The sequence below is a fragment of the Celeribacter baekdonensis B30 genome, from assembly GCF_000299875.1.
In the GTDB taxonomy this organism is placed as follows: domain Bacteria; phylum Pseudomonadota; class Alphaproteobacteria; order Rhodobacterales; family Rhodobacteraceae; genus Celeribacter; species Celeribacter baekdonensis_A.
The window spans coordinates 44684-62305 of sequence record NZ_AMRK01000016.1; the positions used below are offsets into that span (position 1 = coordinate 44684).

At 58.2% G+C, this 17622-nt stretch carries 16 protein-coding genes; 12 read left to right on the top strand and 4 right to left on the bottom strand.

Translation table 11 applies throughout. The features are described 5' to 3' along the window. The first annotated feature begins 201 nt into the window (after positions 1–201). Positions 202–1662, top strand: a complete 1461-nt coding sequence (locus tag B30_RS19275; RefSeq protein ID WP_040403009.1) for an MORN repeat-containing protein — start codon at positions 202–204, stop codon at positions 1660–1662. A 1-nt stretch (position 1663) separates the two neighbouring features. Here the strand turns inward: B30_RS19275 and B30_RS19280 are convergent, their stop codons facing one another. Together B30_RS19280 and B30_RS19285 are read right to left on the bottom strand one after the other, a co-directional pair. Continuing rightward, entirely contained in the window at positions 1664–2326 is a 663-nt protein-coding gene (locus tag B30_RS19280) for an SDR family NAD(P)-dependent oxidoreductase (RefSeq protein ID WP_009573873.1), read from the bottom strand. 83 nt (positions 2327–2409) lie between these two features. Beyond that, positions 2410–3681 (bottom strand): NAD(P)/FAD-dependent oxidoreductase, encoded by a 1272-nt coding sequence (locus B30_RS19285; RefSeq protein ID WP_009573874.1) that lies wholly within the window; start codon positions 3679–3681, stop codon positions 2410–2412. 498 nt (positions 3682–4179) lie between these two features. Between B30_RS19285 and B30_RS19290 the strand changes: the two genes are divergently transcribed. The 8 genes from B30_RS19290 (at position 4180) to B30_RS19325 (ending at position 13098) form a co-directional block, all read left to right on the top strand. Further along, positions 4180–5757, top strand: coding sequence for a 2-isopropylmalate synthase (locus B30_RS19290; RefSeq protein WP_009573875.1), 1578 nt, complete (start codon positions 4180–4182; stop codon positions 5755–5757). A 74-nt stretch (positions 5758–5831) separates the two neighbouring features. Next, positions 5832–6287, top strand: coding sequence for a zinc-binding dehydrogenase (locus tag B30_RS19295; protein ID WP_009573876.1), 456 nt, complete (start codon positions 5832–5834; stop codon positions 6285–6287). A gap of 280 nt (positions 6288–6567) precedes the next feature. After that, positions 6568–7605: a rod shape-determining protein gene (locus B30_RS19300; RefSeq protein WP_009573877.1), complete on the top strand. Its 1038-nt coding sequence runs from the start codon at positions 6568–6570 to the stop codon at positions 7603–7605. Positions 7606–7667: 62 nt separating this feature from the next. Further along, complete coding sequence (mreC, locus tag B30_RS19305; protein ID WP_009573878.1) at positions 7668–8576, top strand: rod shape-determining protein MreC; 909 nt, start codon at positions 7668–7670, stop codon at positions 8574–8576. A 52-nt stretch (positions 8577–8628) separates the two neighbouring features. Continuing rightward, complete coding sequence (locus B30_RS19310; RefSeq protein ID WP_100220157.1) at positions 8629–9108, top strand: rod shape-determining protein MreD; 480 nt, start codon at positions 8629–8631, stop codon at positions 9106–9108. Continuing rightward, on the top strand, positions 9105–11024 hold the full coding sequence (gene mrdA, locus B30_RS19315; RefSeq protein WP_009573880.1) for a penicillin-binding protein 2: 1920 nt from the start codon (positions 9105–9107) through the stop codon (positions 11022–11024). Before B30_RS19310 ends, mrdA begins: the two co-directional genes overlap by 4 nt. Further along, positions 11021–12169 (top strand): rod shape-determining protein RodA, encoded by a 1149-nt coding sequence (rodA, locus tag B30_RS19320; RefSeq protein WP_009573881.1) that lies wholly within the window; start codon positions 11021–11023, stop codon positions 12167–12169. Before mrdA ends, rodA begins: the two co-directional genes overlap by 4 nt. Further along, positions 12166–13098, top strand: coding sequence for a 2-hydroxyacid dehydrogenase (locus B30_RS19325; RefSeq protein WP_009573882.1), 933 nt, complete (start codon positions 12166–12168; stop codon positions 13096–13098). Before rodA ends, B30_RS19325 begins: the two co-directional genes overlap by 4 nt. A gap of 39 nt (positions 13099–13137) precedes the next feature. Here the strand turns inward: B30_RS19325 and B30_RS19330 are convergent, their stop codons facing one another. Continuing rightward, positions 13138–13941, bottom strand: coding sequence for a hypothetical protein (locus B30_RS19330; RefSeq protein ID WP_009573883.1), 804 nt, complete (start codon positions 13939–13941; stop codon positions 13138–13140). Continuing rightward, positions 13938–14537 carry a uracil-DNA glycosylase family protein gene (locus B30_RS19335; RefSeq protein WP_009573884.1) on the bottom strand — a complete coding sequence of 200 codons (600 nt, stop codon included), beginning with the start codon at positions 14535–14537 and terminating at the stop codon, positions 13938–13940. Before B30_RS19335 ends, B30_RS19330 begins: the two co-directional genes overlap by 4 nt. 101 nt (positions 14538–14638) lie before the next feature. Between B30_RS19335 and B30_RS19340 the strand changes: the two genes are divergently transcribed. The 3 genes from B30_RS19340 (at position 14639) to B30_RS19350 (ending at position 17446) form a co-directional block, all read left to right on the top strand. Continuing rightward, positions 14639–15004: an ArsR/SmtB family transcription factor gene (locus B30_RS19340; RefSeq protein ID WP_009573885.1), complete on the top strand. Its 366-nt coding sequence runs from the start codon at positions 14639–14641 to the stop codon at positions 15002–15004. Then, on the top strand, positions 15001–16038 hold the full coding sequence (locus B30_RS19345) for a permease (RefSeq protein WP_009573886.1): 1038 nt from the start codon (positions 15001–15003) through the stop codon (positions 16036–16038). Before B30_RS19340 ends, B30_RS19345 begins: the two co-directional genes overlap by 4 nt. 127 nt (positions 16039–16165) lie before the next feature. Further along, positions 16166–17446 (top strand): Na+/H+ antiporter NhaA, encoded by a 1281-nt coding sequence (locus tag B30_RS19350; protein ID WP_009573888.1) that lies wholly within the window; start codon positions 16166–16168, stop codon positions 17444–17446. The last annotated feature ends 176 nt before the right edge of the window (positions 17447–17622 follow it).

Genomic DNA, 17622 nt, shown 5'->3' on the forward strand with positions numbered 1-17622 from the left:
AAAGCCGATTGGGGCAAAAACATTTGAAGAGGCCCGCGCTTATCCTTAGGCTGCGCGTGACCGCGCGGCGAGAGTTGAAGTAAACGGCTTGGCGCGCAGGGCTGTGCGGCGATCGGCCCATGGACCACCACCCATATGACGGACCAGCATGACTGGGATGAGGACAACATAGTGACACGCAAGCGTTTCGCGCGCCCCCGGATGGGCCTGACAAGTCTGATGGCTTTGGTGGCATGGATGCCCCTATGGAGTCCCATGACGGCTCTCGCTCAGGACAATGGCAAAGTGGTCACCCACCAATTTGACGAGGGCGGCGTCTATGAGGGCACCTTTACCGATGGCCAACAAGATGGCGTTGGCACCTACCGCCTGCCCAATGGCTATGAGTACACCGGCGAATGGGTGAAGGGCGAAATCAAAGGTCAGGGCATCGCGCGGTTCACCGACGGATCGGTCTATGAGGGGGCGTTCGAGAAAGGCAAACCGCATGGGTTTGGCAAAATCACCTATGCCGATGGCGGCACCTATGAGGGTGATTGGGTCAATGGCGAGGCCACGGGATCAGGCGTGGCGGTCTATGCCAATGGCGTGAAATACGAGGGCGGATTTTTGGCCGCAAAGCTGCATGGTCAGGGCCGGATGGAAAGCCCCTCCGGCTATGTCTATGAGGGCGGCTGGGTCAATGGTGCCAAAGAAGGCCGGGGCAAAATCGCCTATCCCGAAGGCGCCACCTATGAGGGTGAAATGTCGCGCGACACCCGCCATGGCAAAGGCGTTTTGACCACCCAAGACGGGCTGATTCTGGATTGCGACTGGGTTGAAAACCAATGCAATGGCACCGGCACGATCACCCAGCCCAATGGCGATGTCTACGTCGGCAATCTGGTTGCTGGCAAACGTCAGGGCAAAGGCCGCGTGACCTATGCCAATGGCGATGTCTATGAGGGCGATTTCGACGATGACAAACGCCACGGCCAGGGCGTTTTCACCGGCTCGGACGGCTATCTTTACACCGGCCAATGGATCGACGGGCGCATTGAAGGCAAGGGTCAGGTGACCTACCCGGATGGCTCTGTTTACGTTGGAGATTTCCTCGATGACCTGTCGCACGGCACCGGCAAGATCACCTATCCCAATGGCACCACCTATGAGGGTCAGTGGCAATATGGCGTGATCGACGGCGACGGTGTGGCGCGCTATGCCAATGGGCTTGTCTATGAGGGCACATTCAAGAACGCGCAAAACCACGGCACCGGCAAAATGACCTATGTCGATGGCTTTGTGTATGAGGGCGATTGGGTCGAGGGTCAGCGCCAAGGCAAAGGCCGCGCCACCTATGCCGACGGCACGGTCTATGAGGGCGATTACGTTGCGGGCAAACGCGACGGCATGGGCACGATCACCATGCCCTCAGGGTTCACCTATACCGGCGAATGGGCGGGCGGTGAAATTCAAGGGCGCGGTGTGGCGACCTATGCCAATGGCGATGTCTATGAAGGGCTGTTTGTGGCCGGAAAATCCAACGGGCGCGGCACGATCGCCTATGCCGATGGCCGCACCGTTTCGGGCGATTGGGTCGATGGCGCTTTGGTGTCTGAGGACACGCCCGCCACCACGCCTGACACCGAGGACACCCCGGCGGAAACGCCTGCGTCTGAGTAACTCACCAAGGCACTTGGTCGCCCTTCCAGTCATAAAACCGTCCCGTTTGAGCCGCACTCAGGCGGGACATCAGGCAAAGGCAATGCGCCGCTGCCGCCTCGAGCGGGAGCTTATCACGGGCATAGTCTTTGGTGAAATCGGAGGCCACGGTGCCGGGGTGATAGGCAATCAAACAAGCCTGTTTATAGCTGCGCGCAATCTCGATCGCGGCAGTGCGGATCACTTGGTTCGCCGCCGCTTTCGCCGCACGATAACTGTACCAACCGCCCAGATGATTGTCGGAAATCGATCCGACCCGTGCGGTCAAGATGGCCACTGTCGAGGGCGCGTCCTTTGGCAAAAGCCGCGGCAGTTCGCGCAGCACCAATGCCGGACCGATGGCATTGGTGGCAAATTGATCCACCATGGCCTCGGCACTGAGCGCCTTAAGAGATTTCTCGGGCGGCAGCCCTGCCCCATCGAGTTTTCCTGTTGCTAGGATAATCAGGTCAAACGGGCCTTTGAGAGCCCCAAGATGACCCGCAACAGAGGCCGGATCGGTGACATCAAACCCATCGCGACTGCGCGCGAGGGCGGTGACCGGAGTGCCCTGTGCGGTGAGTGCTGCGACCAACGCGCCGCCAATCCCGCCCGAGGCCCCCAGGATGAGTGCATTTTTAAACATACATTAAAGATGGCGCGGTTTGGCCAAAAGAAAACCCCTCCCGATGCGGATCGGAAGGGGCCGGTCTTAACAAAGCACAAGCCTCAGTTCTTGAGCTTGTTCACTTTCAGCATTTTCATCACCATCCGCTCATAGAACGGCTCGGAGACGCCTTTGCGAACTTTGCGCATGAAGTACCATTCAAAGCCCAGCTTGGCCCAATGCACCCATTTGCCAGACGCCGCCCAGTTGACGTTGCGCGGTGGGTTTTGCGGCATGGCCAAAAATGCCGCCCCGCCATCGCCAAAATCGGCCAGACACAGCGCGTTCCATGTCGCGAGTTTTTGCGGCTCTTTGCCTGCCATCACCAGCGGGATGTTATGAGCGGTGGCGGTGACCATGGATTCGATCATGAACCCGGTTTTTGGTACGCCTGTCGGCACGGCGGTCGGCTCTTTCGGGGCAATCGCGATGCACACGCCGATGCCGAAGATGTTCGGAAACGTCGGGTTGCGCTGAAATTCATCAACGATAACAAAGCCGCGCGGGTTGACCAACCCATCGATCCCCATCAGCGCCGGGATGCCCCGGAAGGCGGGCAAAAGCATCGAATAGCTGAAGGGCAATTCATGCTCTTTCTTCGGTTTGCCGTCCTCGTCATGTTCTGTCACGAACACTTTGCCCTCTTCAAACCGGTTCACCTTGGCGTTGGTGATCCAGCGGATCGAGCGTTCGCGCATGATGGATTCGAGCATCCCTTTGGTGTCGCCCACCCCGCCAAGGCCAAGGTGGCCGATATAGGGTTCAGGCGTGACAAAGGTCATCGGCACCTGATCGCGGACCTTGCGGCGGCGCAGATCGGTGTCGATGGTCATGGCATATTCATAGGCCGGACCAAAACAGGACGCACCCTGAACCGCGCCGACGACAATCGGACCGGGATTGGCACAAAACGCATCCCAACCGTCGCCCGACACTTCGGCATGTTCGACATGACAGACGGAATGGGTGAAGCCTTTGGGACCAAAGCCCTCGATCTCGTCAAAGGCCAGATCGGGACCCGTGGCCAAGACAATGTAGTCGTAGGTGACTTCTTTTCCGCTGTCCAAAATGATCTTGTTTTCCTGCGGGATCAGCTTTTTAGCGCCATCACAGATAAACGCGATGCCGCGCTTTCTCATCACCGGCTCAAGCTCGATGATCAGGTCTTTCTTTTTGCGCCAACCCACACCCGCCCAGGGGTTTGACGGCGTAAATTGAAAATAACTTTTGTTGGAAATCACCGTGATTGTGTCGTTCGGCCCCACGGTTTCTTTCAATTCATAGGCCTGAATGGTCCCCCCAAGGCCTGCTCCGAGTACAACGATATGCGCCATAATCTTCTCCCCTTTGTGTTTTCCCGCAACGCTTTGATCCGGGCGCGGGCCCGGTCTTTGGTTCAGTATACCACCGATTAAAGAGAACCGACTTGATCTGAGTCTTTGCGCAATCGGGATTTGTATGCATTGATATTCATAAACTTGAATTCAGTGAAAAGCCAATTTTGGGGTTTTCAACGCCGCATTGGCGCGTATAGTCGCCCCATGACGAACCAGGCACATATCCTTTTAGCGATCGCTGCCCAGCCCCTGCGCCTTTGCGCGGGCTTTCGTCGTGGCCTCCTTCTTCTTAGCTGCCTCTGAGCGTGCCTTCGGCGCGAGGCTCAGAGGTGACCAAATGCGCCGGATCACGCAGCTAAAGCCTTTTGCCATTCATTTGAGACACGGATTATGTGTAAAAGGGCTGCAACATTGCAATGTTGAACGGCGTTTTACAAAAATCTGTGCGCTAGGTTTTTCGCAAAACGCGTTGAGGACTATGAGAAAGATTTCAAAATGACCCAGACTTCCAAACAGGATCACGTCCTGATCTTCGACACGACCCTGCGCGACGGCGAACAAAGCCCCGGAGCCACAATGAGCCACAATGAGAAGGTCGAGATCGCTGGCCTGCTTGATGAAATGGGCGTCGACATCATCGAAGCCGGGTTCCCGATTGCCTCTGAGGGCGACTTTGAGGCGGTGCGCGACATTGCACTGAACGCGAAAAATTCGGTGATCTGTGGTTTGGCGCGCGCCAGCACGAATGACATTGATCGCTGCTGGGAGGCGGTGAAACACGCGCCGCGTGGTCGCATTCACACCTTTATCGGCACCTCGCCCTTGCACCGCGACATCACCGCGCTCACCATGGATGAGATGGCCAATAAAATCCACGACACCGTGACCCATGCCCGCAATCTGACCGACGATGTGCAATGGTCTCCGATGGATGCGATCCGCACCGAGCATGATTATCTCTGCCGCGTCGTAGAAATCGCGATCAAGGCCGGGGCAACCACGATCAACATTCCCGACACAGTCGGCTACACCATCCCGCGCGAAAGCTCCGACATCATCAAAATGCTGTTGCAACGTGTGCCGGGCGCGGATGAAATCATCTTTGCCACCCATTGCCACAACGATCTGGGCATGGCGACCGCCAACGCGCTGGCCGCCGTGGAGGCCGGGGCGCGTCAGATCGAATGTACCATCAACGGCTTGGGCGAACGGGCGGGCAACACAGCACTTGAAGAGGTCGTCATGGCATTGAAAGTGCGCAACGACGTCATGCCCTACAGCACCAGGATCGACACCACCAAGATCATGAACATCTCGCGCCGCGTGTCGCAGGTGTCGGGCTTCCCGGTGCAATATAACAAGGCCATCGTCGGCAAAAACGCCTTTGCCCATGAGAGCGGCATCCACCAGGACGGGATGCTGAAAAACAAAGAAACCTTTGAAATCATGCGCCCGCAGGACGTCGGCCTGGCGGGAACGTCGCTGCCTTTGGGCAAACATTCGGGCCGTGCGGCACTGCGCGCCAAGCTCGATGAGATGGGGTTTGCGCTGGCGGACAACCAACTCAAAGACGTGTTTGTGCGCTTCAAAGACCTCGCAGATCGCAAGAAAGAAGTGTTTGACGACGACCTGATCGCGCTCTTGCGCGACTCTGGTGCGGCCGAGCAAAACGAACGGATCAAGGTGAAATTCCTGCGCGTGATCTGTGGCACGCAAGCCCCGCAATCCGCCGATCTGATTTTGGAAATCGACGGCGTCGAGCATCAGAAAACCTGTGAAGGCGACGGCCCGGTCGATGCCACGTTCAAGGCGATCAAAGAGCTGTTTCCGACCACCGCGCGGCTGCAACTCTATCAAGTGCATGCCGTGACCGAGGGGACGGACGCGCAGGCGACCGTGTCCGTGCGTTTGGAGGAAGATGGCAAAATCGTCACCGGGCAATCGGCGGACACCGACACGGTGGTGGCCTCGGCCAAGGCCTATGTCAACGCGCTCAACCGCCTGTTGGTGCGCCGCGAAAAATCCGCGCCTGACGCGGATGTCAAAACGGTGAAATACACCGACGCCGGGTAATACAGCTACATGGCTTGATCCTTTGGGGCGTGCTTCGGTGCGCCCCTTTTCATACCCGGCACGCGTTTGCGCACATGGTATCTGAGTATCTGATCACTCCCGCACCAAACCCTCCCCGCTCCACTGATAACGCGGATTGGATCGCCAAAGCCAAGGCGCTTATCCGCGACATGGGTGCGCACGCGGCCATCGACTCCGTCGGCGGCGCTTTGGCCGAAGACCTCACCGCCTTGCTCGGATGGGAGGGGCTTTTGGTCACTTTCGGCACCGCAACAGGCGCGCCGCTCAAACTGTCGTCCGGGACGCTGATCACCAAACACATCACGATCAAGGGATTTTGGGGCGCGAAAGTCATCGAAAAGATGGACCCAGAAAAGCGTCGCACTCTCATTGTAGGGCTGATGTCATTGGCCGCGCAGGGCAAATTAACCCTCGACACAGAAGCGATTTTCCCGCTTGGAAAAATCCAGAACGCGGTCAAATCCGCCCTGATTCCGAGCCATAAAGGCAAGGTTTTATTGCGCCCGTAACGAAGGTTTCTGAGGCACGCGTAAAAATGTAGCGCAACGCCAACATGCACATATCGGGCACATGTGCCCCGAGTTATGCTTCAAAGATAATTGAAATAAGACAAACCCAACATTTCGGCCTGTCGCGTGTGAGACGTGGCAGGCCTCTCTACGTCGCCTGTGGCGAGACTTCGCCACCCTCTGGCAACCACGCCCTTTTACAAAACCTATGACGGTTCTATAAGTCCTCCGACATGGGGGATTCTCTCCTTTTGAACGACGACGGGGCATCAGGGACACTATGGCGGGATTTGGCGGGATTTTCTCCTCAGACATGGCAATCGACTTGGGGACAGCGAACACGCTGGTCTATGTGAAAGGCAAGGGGATCATTTTGAATGAACCCTCCGTGGTCGCCTATCACGTCAAAGATGGCCGCAAACAGGTTTTGGCCGTGGGCGAAGACGCCAAGCACATGCTCGGCAAAACCCCCGGCTCCATCGAGGCGATCCGGCCGATGCGTGACGGGGTGATCGCGGATTTTGACACCGCCGAGGAAATGATCAAACATTTCATCCGCAAAGTCCACAAACGCACCACCTTCTCCAAGCCCAAGATCATTGTCTGCGTGCCCCACGGTGCCACCCCCGTTGAAAAACGTGCGATCCGTCAATCTGTCTTGTCCGCAGGCGCACGCCGCGCCGGTCTGATTGCCGAACCGATTGCAGCCGCCATTGGGGCAGGCATGCCCATCACCGACCCGACCGGCAACATGGTTGTCGACATCGGCGGCGGCACCACAGAGGTAGCCGTTTTGTCCCTTGGTGACATCGTCTATGCACGCTCCGTGCGTGTCGGTGGCGACCGGATGGATGACGCGATCATCGCCTATCTGCGCCGCCAACAGAACCTGTTGATCGGCGAAGGCACCGCCGAGCGGATCAAAACCTCCATCGGCACCGCGCGAATGCCTGACGATGGGCGTGGCTCGGTTTTGGTCATCCGGGGACGGGATTTGCTCAACGGTGTGCCGAAAGAAATCGAAATCAACCAAGCGATGGTGGCCGAAGCCTTGGCCGAACCGGTGCAACAGATTTGCGAGGCCGTGATGGCCGCGCTCGAAACCACCCCGCCCGATCTTGCCGCCGATATTGTCGACCGTGGCGTGATGCTGACCGGCGGTGGGGCTTTGTTGGGCGATTTGGATCTGGCGCTGCGCGAACAGACCGGTTTGGCGATCTCCGTCGCGGACGAACCACTAAATTGTGTAGCGCTGGGGACTGGCAAAGCGCTGGAATTTGAGAAACAACTCCGGCACGTTATTGATTACGACAGCTAAGCCCTGCCGCGTGCAGAGCCTTTTTTTCGGCTGAGCCGTGACGAAGACGTCGGGAGCGAACCGTGGCCAAAGACAGAGGCAATTCAGAGGACTATGTCCGCCCGATCCGGCGTTTGCTGATCGGGATTCTGTTGCTGTGCCTTGTCGGGCTGTTCATCCTCTGGCGGATTGACAGTCCGCGCGTTGAGCGCATGCGCGCGCAACTTATTGATAAATTTGTGCCTTCTTTCGAATGGGCTTTGGTTCCCGTGACCAAAACCGTTGGCATGGTGGAGAATTTCCAAAGCTATCAACGCATCTATGACCAGAACCAGGAGCTCCGCCGGGAACTGCGTCAGATGCAGGCGTGGAAAGAGGCGGCGCTACAGTTGGAACAGAAGAACGCCAAGCTGTTGGACCTCAACAAAGTGCGGATCGACCCGAAATACACCTATGTCACCGGCGTGGTGATGGCGGATTCGGGTTCGCCCTTTCGGCAATCCGTGCTGTTGAACGTCGGGTCGCGCGATGGCATCCGCGATGGCTGGGCCACGATGGACGGAATCGGGCTGGTTGGACGGATTTCGGGCGTTGGCACCAACACCTCACGGGTGATCCTGCTGACCGACAGCAATTCGCGTCTGCCCGCCACGATCCAACCCTCGGGCCAACGCGCCATCTTGTCTGGCGACAACAGCAGCCGCCCACCTTTGGATTTCATCGAAAGCCCCGAACTTGTCCGTCCCGGCGACCGCGTGGTGTCGTCGGGCGATGGCGGCGTGTTTCCCACCGATCTGCTGATCGGACAGGTTGCGATGGGCCCGGATCGGCGCCTGCGGGTGATTTTGGCGGCGGATTACGAACGTCTGGATTACCTGCGGGTGCTCAGAACCCATGAGAGCGAACAGATCAGCGATCCGGGTGGGTTGATCCTGCCGGACACGCCATTGACGACCCTGCCGCAAGACGCGGAGGCCAATCCCGATGGTTGACCCGCGCACCACACGACGGTGGAGCTACAGAGTCGCGTTTCTCGCCCTCTCTATGATAACGTTTTTCTTTTATCTTCTGCCTCTTAAGGTCGGATACGGCCATTGGCCGGGACCGGATCTTTTGTTGGCGTTTGCCTTTGCATGGGTGCTCAGACGCCCGGATTATGTCCCGGTCTTTTTGTTCGCCGCGATCCTGCTTTTGGCGGATTTCATCTTTATGCGCCCGCCCGGACTATGGACCGCGCTGGCTGTGATCGGCCTTGAATTCCTGCGTCGGCGCGAACCGACATCGCGCGACATGTCCTTTGTTGTCGAATGGGCGATGGTGGCCGGGGTGATGCTGGCCATGGCGCTTCTGTACCGTTTCGTCCTGGCACTCTTCATGGTCGATCAAGCGCCTCTCATGTTGACGATTTTGGGACAAATTTCGACGGTGATCGCCTATCCGGCCGTCGTTCTGATATCCGCCTTGGCGATGAATGTGACCAAGATCACCCCGTCTGAGGCCGATGAGATGAGGTATGTGCGATGAGGCGTTCCCCCGCAGACACCGCGCAATCTGCCCGCAAAATCTCGCGTCGGGCGTTGTTTTTGGGCGGCAGCCAATTGGCGTTTATGGGCATTCTTGGCCTCAGAATGCGCTATATGCAGGTCGATCAAGCCGATGAATTCCGGCTTTTGGCCGAGGAAAACCGTGTCAAATTCCGGCTTTTACCCCCGGCGCGCGGGTTGATCTATGACCGCAACGGCGCGGTGATTGCTGAAAACGAACAGACCTTTCGCATCGTGATCCGCAAAGAGGACGCCAGTGAGTTGGACCAAGTTTTGGTCGAACTGGAGCGCTTGATCGGCCTGCCGCTTGAAGAACAGGAGCGTGTGCGCGCCGAGTTGAAAAAAGCCGGTCCATCCGCCCCCGTGACCATCGCCGACCGGTTGAGTTGGGAGGCGTTTTCGTCCGTCTCCGCCAATGGTCCGGCCCTTCCGGGGGTAACGCCGGAGGTCGGCCTGTCGCGCCATTATCCGCTGCATGAGGATTTCGCCCATGTCGTCGGCTATGTTGGCCCCGTGTCCGATTATGACCTCTCGAAAATGGACAATATCGACCCGCTTTACCGCATTCCGAAATTCCAGATCGGCAAATCCGGAGCGGAAAGCCGACTTGAGGATGTTTTGCGCGGCAAGGCTGGATCGCTGCGGGTGGAACAAAACGCCTATGGCCGGATCATTCGCGAATTGGACCGTCACGAAGGCGAACCGGGGGTGAACCTGCAACTCACCCTGGATCGTAACATGCAAAATTTCGTGCAAGCCCGACTTGCCGGTGAAAGCGCCTCTGCGGTGATCATGGATGTGGAAACCGGCGATATTCTGGCCGCCGGATCGACCCCGGCCTTTGATCCCAACCTGTTCGTGCGTGGGATTTCTTCGGCCGCTTATAATGAGCTGTTGGAAAACGATCACCGCCCCTTGCCGTCAAAATCGGTTCAGGGCGCCTACCCGCCCGGATCAACCTTTAAAATGGTCACGGCCATGGCAGCGCTTGAAGCGGGCGTTGTCACCCCCGAAGACACGGTCCGCTGTTTGGGTCACACCGAAATTGGCGGACGACGGTTCCACTGTTGGAAACGTGCCGGGCATGGCAACGTCAATTTGGTCGGCTCCTTGCGCCATTCCTGTGACGTCTATTATTACGAGATGGCCCAGCGCGCAGGCATTGAAAACATCGCTGAGATGGGCCGCAAACTTGGGCTGGGTCTGCGCTATGATCTGCCGCTTCCGGGGATCAATTCCGGGCTCATGCCCGATAAGCAATGGAAACTGGAAAACCGCGGTGCCGAATGGGTGGTGGGCGACAGTTTGAACGCCGCCATTGGCCAGGGGTTTGTCCTAGCGACCCCCATGCAGCTTGCGGTGATGACCGCGCGTTTGGCAACCAACCGCGAGATCTTGCCCCGGATGATCAAATCCATCGACGGGGTGGAACAACACATCCTCGGCGGCGCGCCTTTGGGGCTCAATGAGAACATGTTGCGCTCGGTACGTCAGGGCATGTTTGAGGTGATCAACTCAAATCGTGGCACCGCCTTTTCTGCGCGCATCGAAGACGACACCACGAAAATGGCGGGAAAAACCGGCACGGCACAGGTCCGCTCCGCCGTGGTGAACAACAATAACGTGCCATGGATCGAACGCGATCACGCACTGTTCGTCGCCTTCGCGCCCTATAATGCGCCGCGCTATGCCGTCTCGGTCGTGGTCGAACACGGCGGCGGCGGCTCCTCTGTCGCCGCCCCGATTGCCCGCGACTTGATGCTCTATGCCCTCCATGGTGCGGTGCCACCTCTGGCCGCCTATCCAAGCTCGCAACGCAACACCATCCGCGAACGGTTCAAGGCCATGCCCCTGCGCGACCTCGATGGCGACGAGACCACAAGAGGCCGTGCATGAGCTATCTTGAAAGCACCCTCAAAACCATCCCAACCGGTCTGTCAAAAGTCCTTTATGTCAACTGGGCGCTGGTGCTGTTGCTGGCTGCCGCCGCCTCGGTCGGTTTTTTGATGCTCTATTCCAATGCGGGGGGGTCGTTCCAACCCTGGGCCGAGCCACAGATGAAACGCTTTGCCCTTGGCATGGTGGCGATGTTGATGATCGGCATGGTGCCGATCTGGTTTTGGCGCAACATCGCCGGTCTGGCCTATATCGCCTCGTTTACGCTGTTGATTTTCGTCGAATTTTTCGGCCATGTCGGCATGGGTGCGCAACGGTGGATTGATCTCGGGCCGATCAAACTTCAACCCTCCGAATTGATGAAAATCTCGCTGGTGATGTTGTTGGCGGCCTATTACGACTGGCTCGACATCGACAAGGTCTCAAAGCCGTTGTGGGTCTTGATCCCTGTTGTGTTGATCCTCATGCCCACAGCTTTGGTGCTCAAACAACCCGATCTTGGCACTTCGATCCTGTTGCTCGCGGGTGGGGCCATCGTGATGTTCGCCGCTGGCGTCAGTTGGTGGTATTTCGCCGCCGTCGCCGGTATTGCGGTTGGTCTTGTCGGCGCTGTGTTCGCCTCGCGCGGCACCTCTTGGCAGCTTTTGAAAGACTATCAATTTGCCCGGATTGATACGTTTCTCGATCCCTCCACCGATCCCTTGGGGGCGGGCTATCACATCACTCAATCGAAAATTGCTTTGGGATCAGGTGGTTGGACAGGTCGCGGGTTTATGCAGGGCACGCAGAGCCGGTTGAATTTCCTACCTGAAAAACACACCGACTTTATCTTTACCACCCTGGCCGAAGAATTCGGCTTTATCGGCGGCATCTCCCTTTTGGCACTCTATGCGGGGATTGTCCTGTTTTGTCTTGTCTCGGCGATGAACAACAAAGATCGCTTTGGTGCGCTGGTGACCATCGGCATCGCGGCAACGTTTTTCCTGTTTTTCGCAGTCAATATGTCGATGGTCATGGGGCTTGCTCCCGTGGTTGGCGTACCTTTGCCACTCGTGTCCTATGGCGGCTCTGCCATGCTGGTGCTTTTGGCCGCCTTCGGCATCGTCCAATCAGCGCATATCCATCGCCCAAGGGGCAAACGATGACCCTGACCCTGTTGTTTTCCGCCCCGGATCGGACATGGCCCGCCTATGAAACGGTGCTGCCTCAGGCGCTCAAAACGGCGGGGATTGACGCCGATCTGACGCGCAGCGCCGGCCCGGATGCGGTCGATTACATCCTCTATGCCCCGAACGACATGCTCACGGATTTCACCCCCTACACCCGCACCAAAGCGGTTCTAAGCCTCTGGGCAGGCGTCGAAAAAATCGCCCCCAACCCCACGCTCACCCAGCCGCTCTGCCGAATGGTCGATCCCGGCCTGGCGGAGGGGATGCGCGATTATGTGGTCGGGCATGTGATGCGCTATCACCTTGGGATGGACCGTCATATTCATGGCCTCAATGGCGCATGGGATCACATCACCCCGCCTTTGGCGCGCGACCGCTCTGTCACGGTGCTGGGTTTGGGTGAACTGGGACAAAGCTGCGCGCGGGCGCTGGCCGCCCTTGGCTTTCACGTCACGGGATGGTCGCGGCGTCCGAAACAGATCGCAGGCCTGACCTGTGTCAACGGCCCCGAAGGCCTCAAATCGGCGTTAAAGACCGGAGAAATCGTCGTGCTGTTGCTGCCCAACACGCCACAGACGGAAAACACTCTGAACGCAGAAACACTGGCGCTTTTGCCCAAGGGCGCACGGATCGTGAATCCCGGACGTGGCAGTTTGATCGACGATGATGCCCTGCTGACCGCCTTGGACGCAGGCCAGATCGGTCACGCCACTTTGGACGTGTTCCGCACCGAACCCTTGCCGCAAGAGCACCCCTATTGGGCTCACCCCAGCGTCACCGTCACGCCGCATATCGCCGCGGAAACCCGCGCAAAAACCGCCTCAGAGGTCATTGCGGAAAACATTCGCCGTGGCGAGGCGGGTGAACCGTTTTTACATCTGGTCGATCGCGCGGCCGGTTACTGAGCCCCGCAGCCCCCCTTTACCGTGACCTAAATACTCACATCACCGCAGTTTCGGCGGGGCATTCGGGTCCATGCCGGGCGCGGCGGGGCCGGTTTGCAATGGTTCGGGGTCTGGCAAATCGAACCGCAGGCCAAAACGGGCAAAGGCGGCACAGAGCGGATCGGAGGATTTGAAAAACGCCACATCCAGCGCCCCGGCCTCGACGCCCGAAAAAATCAACGCCTCGGACACAAGCCGCGCCAAGACATCTTCGGAACCGGGAATGTGATCAACGAAGGCCAAGAGATGCGAGCGCACCCCGTCCTCGTATGTCACCCCTGACAGGTAGACCAACCGCGCCAATCCACCCGCAATCGCCAGTTTGGCGTCCAGCGCGGTGACCAAAATCTCGGGCAGGCCATGCGGCGGAAAAATCTCTTTGGCTTTGCCATGGGTCTCAGCGGGGGCATTGCCCAGAGTGGCGTGCAGCCAATCGACCGCAGTCCCCGGCAAGAGCATTTCGGAAGGGGCCACAGACAGGTTCAACCCCAAGCCAAAGCCAGAGCCCGCCAACATTTCGGTCAGCACCCGCCCGGACATCGCCGCATAGGGCGCGCCACCGGCGAATTCGGCCAAACGCTGTTCACGGTCAAAGGCCAAGACGAACTGATCCTCTTCGACCGGAAACACTTTGGGCGTGATCGGACCTTCGCCGTCATGTTCTTCGTCCAAAAGCAAAAACCATTCGCCATCCGCGACACGTTCAAAAAACCGCAACCGGGCGGTGTCGTCATCCGGGGCGGCTTGCATCGCGGCATGGGCACGGTCAATGGGGGTCTGTGCGGAAGCAGTGAGTTCGGTCATGGCAGGTCCTTAAGGCTGGCCCGAAGGCAGACGCGCAGCTCGGGCAAAAGTTCGGCCTCAAACCACGGGTTTTTCTTAAGCCAACCCGTATTGCGCCAAGACGGATGAGGCAAGGGAAAGACGCGCGGCGCATGATTGCGCCAGTCGCGCCAATTGCGCACTGTCTCTGTCAACGCAGTTTTCACCCCAAGGTGATAGCGGATCGCATGCAGCCCCACGGGCAAGATCAGATCCACCTCGCCCAACGCGGTCATCACCTGATCGTGCCATGTCTCGCGGCACAGTCTGGGCGGCGGAATATCCGCGCCTTTGGCGTCATAGCCCGGAAAACAAAACCCCATCGGCACGATGGCAATGCGGTCGCGGTCATAAAACGTTTCCTCATCCAGCCCAAGCCATGCGCGCAACCGGTCCCCCGACGGATCGGTAAAGGGCCGCCCACTGTCATGGACCCGCGCACCCGGTGCCTGTCCGGCGATCAAAATGCGCGCAGAGGGGCGAAACCACACCACAGGGCGCGGTGTGTGGGCAGTTGCCGTGGCGGCAAACCGGTCGGTACAGAGGCGACAGGCGCGTATCTCTTGGGTCAGGCTCATGGATTTGTTTTAGCGCATCGGTTTGGGTTTGACCACTTGACTCATTTTTATATTTCTAGAATTATGAAAATGAATCACAGATACGCACAGGAAACTCCGCCATGAGCGCCCCCCATTCTGACGACATTTCCATAGCCGAAGCGGCAAGCACCTTTGCCGCCCTTGGCTCCGAACAACGCCTCACCGTGTTGCGCACTTTGGTGCGAGCGGGTCCAAAGGGATTGACCATTGGCACGCTGGGAGAGCGCACCGGGATCACCGGCGCGACCCTGACCCATCACATGAAAATCCTCGCGGCCACAAAGCTTGTGACACAAGAGCGCCACGGGCGATCTATTCTGTGTATCGCGGCCGATTACGATGAGTTGGAGGGGCTTTTATCCGCCCTTCTGTCCGAATGCTGCGCCGATTGCGACGCAGACACCTGTACCCCAGAGGCCCATTGCCATGAAGGACCAGTGTCATGACTGATCTCAGCCAAACCCCGCCGAAACTCCCGATGCTGTGGAAAAAGACCGACAAAGCCCTGTTGCTCGCGGGTTTGGTCCTTTTGGCCGTCGCGCTGTTTGACACCTCGGCGCTGTGGGACACGATTCTCTTTACGGCAGAGGCGCTTTGGGCGGCGGCACCGTTTTTGCTGTTTGCCATTCTCGCCACGGCCTATGTCAAAGCCTCCGGTGCAGAGACATTGCTGTCCAAGGCTTTCGAAGGTCGCGAGTTGCGCATGATCATGGCGGCCGCAATTGTTGGTGGTGTGTCGCCGTTCTGCTCTTGTCAGGTCATTCCCTTTATTGCCGGGGCCTTGGCCGTTGGTGTACCGCTCTCTGCCGTCATGGCCTTTTGGTTGGCCTCGCCATTGATGGACCCGGCCATGTTCATCGTCACGGCCAACGGGTTGGGCGTGGACTTTGCCATCGCCAAAACCCTCGCTGCGGTCTGCATTGGCCTCATGGGCGGCTTTGGCGTCAAACTCATGGGTGGCACCGCGCTGTTCGCGGCCCCTTTGAAACCGCGCGCCGCGCCGTCTCGGTGTGCGTCGACCGCGTTGCGAGGCACGCCAAACTGGAAGGTCTGGACCGAGTCCAAGCGCATCGAGAGTTTCCGCGGCAATTTTCGTGAAAACCTGATGTTTCTTGGCAAATGGATGTTGGTTGCCTATGTGCTTGAGGCGGTGATGATCCGCTATGTACCTGCTGATATGATCGCCTCAGTGATGGGCGGTACCGGCCTACGCCCCATCCTGATCGGAGCCGCCATCGGTGCCCCCGCCTATCTCAATGGCTATGCCGCCGTGCCCCTGATGTCCGGGCTTTTGTCCCAAGGCATGTCTGGTGGCGCGGCGATGGCTTTCATGGTGGCGGGCGGCATTTCCTGCATCCCGGCGGCGGTAGCGGTCTGGGCACTGGTCAAACCGCGCGTCTTTGCCGCCTATATCGGCTTTGCCCTCATCGGGGCGGTGCTGGCCGGAATAATCTGGACCGGTTTCCAGACTATTTTCTGATCAACTCTTGGAAATCGCCATGAAAACTGACCCCTGTTCGACGGCAACAGGGGTTTGCATGCTTGCCCTACCCCCTTGCTTGGATTATTCCCCAAGCACGCATGGGTACAGGGATCGGAGGGCACATATGTACAAGGTCTGGAATTTCGTCACGAACTATTCGCTTTTGCTGATCATCGGCGCAGTTCTTGCGTTGATCTGGGCAAACACGGATGCGCAGTCCTACCACGCCTTCGTCGAGTACCCTCTGGCGGAAAATTTCTTTATCGGTCATCCGCATATGGATGAGGCCGGACATGTTCACCGGACCCTGACCCTGCATTACCTGTTCAACGACGTGCTCATGGCCTTCTTCTTTGCCATTGCCGCAAAAGAGGTCTGGGAGGCTGTGATCCTCAAAAACGGCTCTTTGCGAGGCAAAAAGGCGGCCACCCCCCTGATCGCCACCTTGGGTGGGATGTTGGGGCCGATTGTGGTCTATCTTGGACTGGCCATGGTTTTGGGCTCGGACACCTATGATGCGGTCAAAAACGGCTGGGCCGTGCCCACCGCCACCGATATCGCGTTTTCCTATCTCGTCGGCCGGATTGTTTTTGGCGCGGGGCACCCTGCCGTGCGCTTTCTGTTGCTTTTGGCCATCGCCGATGATGCGGCGGGTCTTGTGATCTTGGCGATCTTCTATCCGACCGGCGAACTGGCCGTGCAATGGCTGTTGCTCTCTATCGCCGCTGCTGTGCTGGTTTTTGTGCTGGCCAACTGGTTGCCGCGCAAACTGGACGCCGGCAAAGAAGTCCGCCCAACCTCGACCTGGGTGCGCCAGTCCTTGTCCTATTGGCCCTATCTGATTGCCGCCTGTATCTCGTGGTACGGCTTCATGCGCGCCGGTATTCACCCGGCTTTGGGCCTGTTGCCGATTGTTCCGACCATCCCGCATGCCGACCGCGCCTTTGGCCTGTTTGCCGATGCCGAACAACACCTCTCCGATCTGTTGAACGACATCGAACACAAGCTGAAAACCCCGGTTGAAATCATTCTGTTTTTCTTTGGCCTGCTCAATGCCGGTGTTGAATTCAACGCCATCGGTGATCCGACATGGCTGGTTTTGGGCGGGCTGTTGATCGGCAAACCTGTGGGCATCCTGATCATGGGCGCGCTGGCGGCGCATGTGTTCCGACTGGGCCTTCCGGCCGGGATGCGCACGATTGATCTCTTGGTGATCGGCTGTGTCGCCGCCATCGGCTTTACCGTGTCGCTGTTTATCGCCTCGGTCGCCTTTGACGCCGATACGATGCTTGGGTCAACCCCGGTTCAGGCCGCCGCCAAGATGGGCGCGCTGTTCTCCTTCGCCGCCGCGATCATCTCGATTGTCGCCGGCAAACTGTGCCGCGTTCAGAAACAATCGGCGTAAAACACGCTAAAATCACGGAATCGTTTCTAAAATGAGGCCAAACCACAGGGGCTATACGCTGGTTTGGCCTCATTTTTGCCACATGAAAGCAGTCTGAGATGGATTTATCGCGGGCGTCTCGGCATAATTTCGACAAAATGGCGGATTAAGACGCCCCATTAACAAAAACCCGTTAA

Coding starts and splice junctions, on each gene's coding strand:
- B30_RS19300 (WP_009573877.1), top strand. CDS start 6,568: ATGGCGGGATTTGGCGGGATTTTCTCCTCAGACATGGCAATCGACTTG.
- B30_RS19275 (WP_040403009.1), top strand. CDS start 202: ATGGGCCTGACAAGTCTGATGGCTTTGGTGGCATGGATGCCCCTATGG.
- B30_RS19280 (WP_009573873.1), bottom strand. CDS start 2,326: ATGTTTAAAAATGCACTCATCCTGGGGGCCTCGGGCGGGATTGGCGGC.
- B30_RS19290 (WP_009573875.1), top strand. CDS start 4,180: ATGACCCAGACTTCCAAACAGGATCACGTCCTGATCTTCGACACGACC.
- B30_RS19295 (WP_009573876.1), top strand. CDS start 5,832: ATGGTATCTGAGTATCTGATCACTCCCGCACCAAACCCTCCCCGCTCC.
- B30_RS19285 (WP_009573874.1), bottom strand. CDS start 3,681: ATGGCGCATATCGTTGTACTCGGAGCAGGCCTTGGGGGGACCATTCAG.
- B30_RS19310 (WP_100220157.1), top strand. CDS start 8,629: ATGATAACGTTTTTCTTTTATCTTCTGCCTCTTAAGGTCGGATACGGC.
- rodA (WP_009573881.1), top strand. CDS start 11,021: ATGAGCTATCTTGAAAGCACCCTCAAAACCATCCCAACCGGTCTGTCA.
- B30_RS19325 (WP_009573882.1), top strand. CDS start 12,166: ATGACCCTGACCCTGTTGTTTTCCGCCCCGGATCGGACATGGCCCGCC.
- B30_RS19340 (WP_009573885.1), top strand. CDS start 14,639: ATGAGCGCCCCCCATTCTGACGACATTTCCATAGCCGAAGCGGCAAGC.
- mrdA (WP_009573880.1), top strand. CDS start 9,105: ATGAGGCGTTCCCCCGCAGACACCGCGCAATCTGCCCGCAAAATCTCG.
- B30_RS19350 (WP_009573888.1), top strand. CDS start 16,166: ATGTACAAGGTCTGGAATTTCGTCACGAACTATTCGCTTTTGCTGATC.
- B30_RS19345 (WP_009573886.1), top strand. CDS start 15,001: ATGACTGATCTCAGCCAAACCCCGCCGAAACTCCCGATGCTGTGGAAA.
- B30_RS19335 (WP_009573884.1), bottom strand. CDS start 14,537: ATGAGCCTGACCCAAGAGATACGCGCCTGTCGCCTCTGTACCGACCGG.
- B30_RS19330 (WP_009573883.1), bottom strand. CDS start 13,941: ATGACCGAACTCACTGCTTCCGCACAGACCCCCATTGACCGTGCCCAT.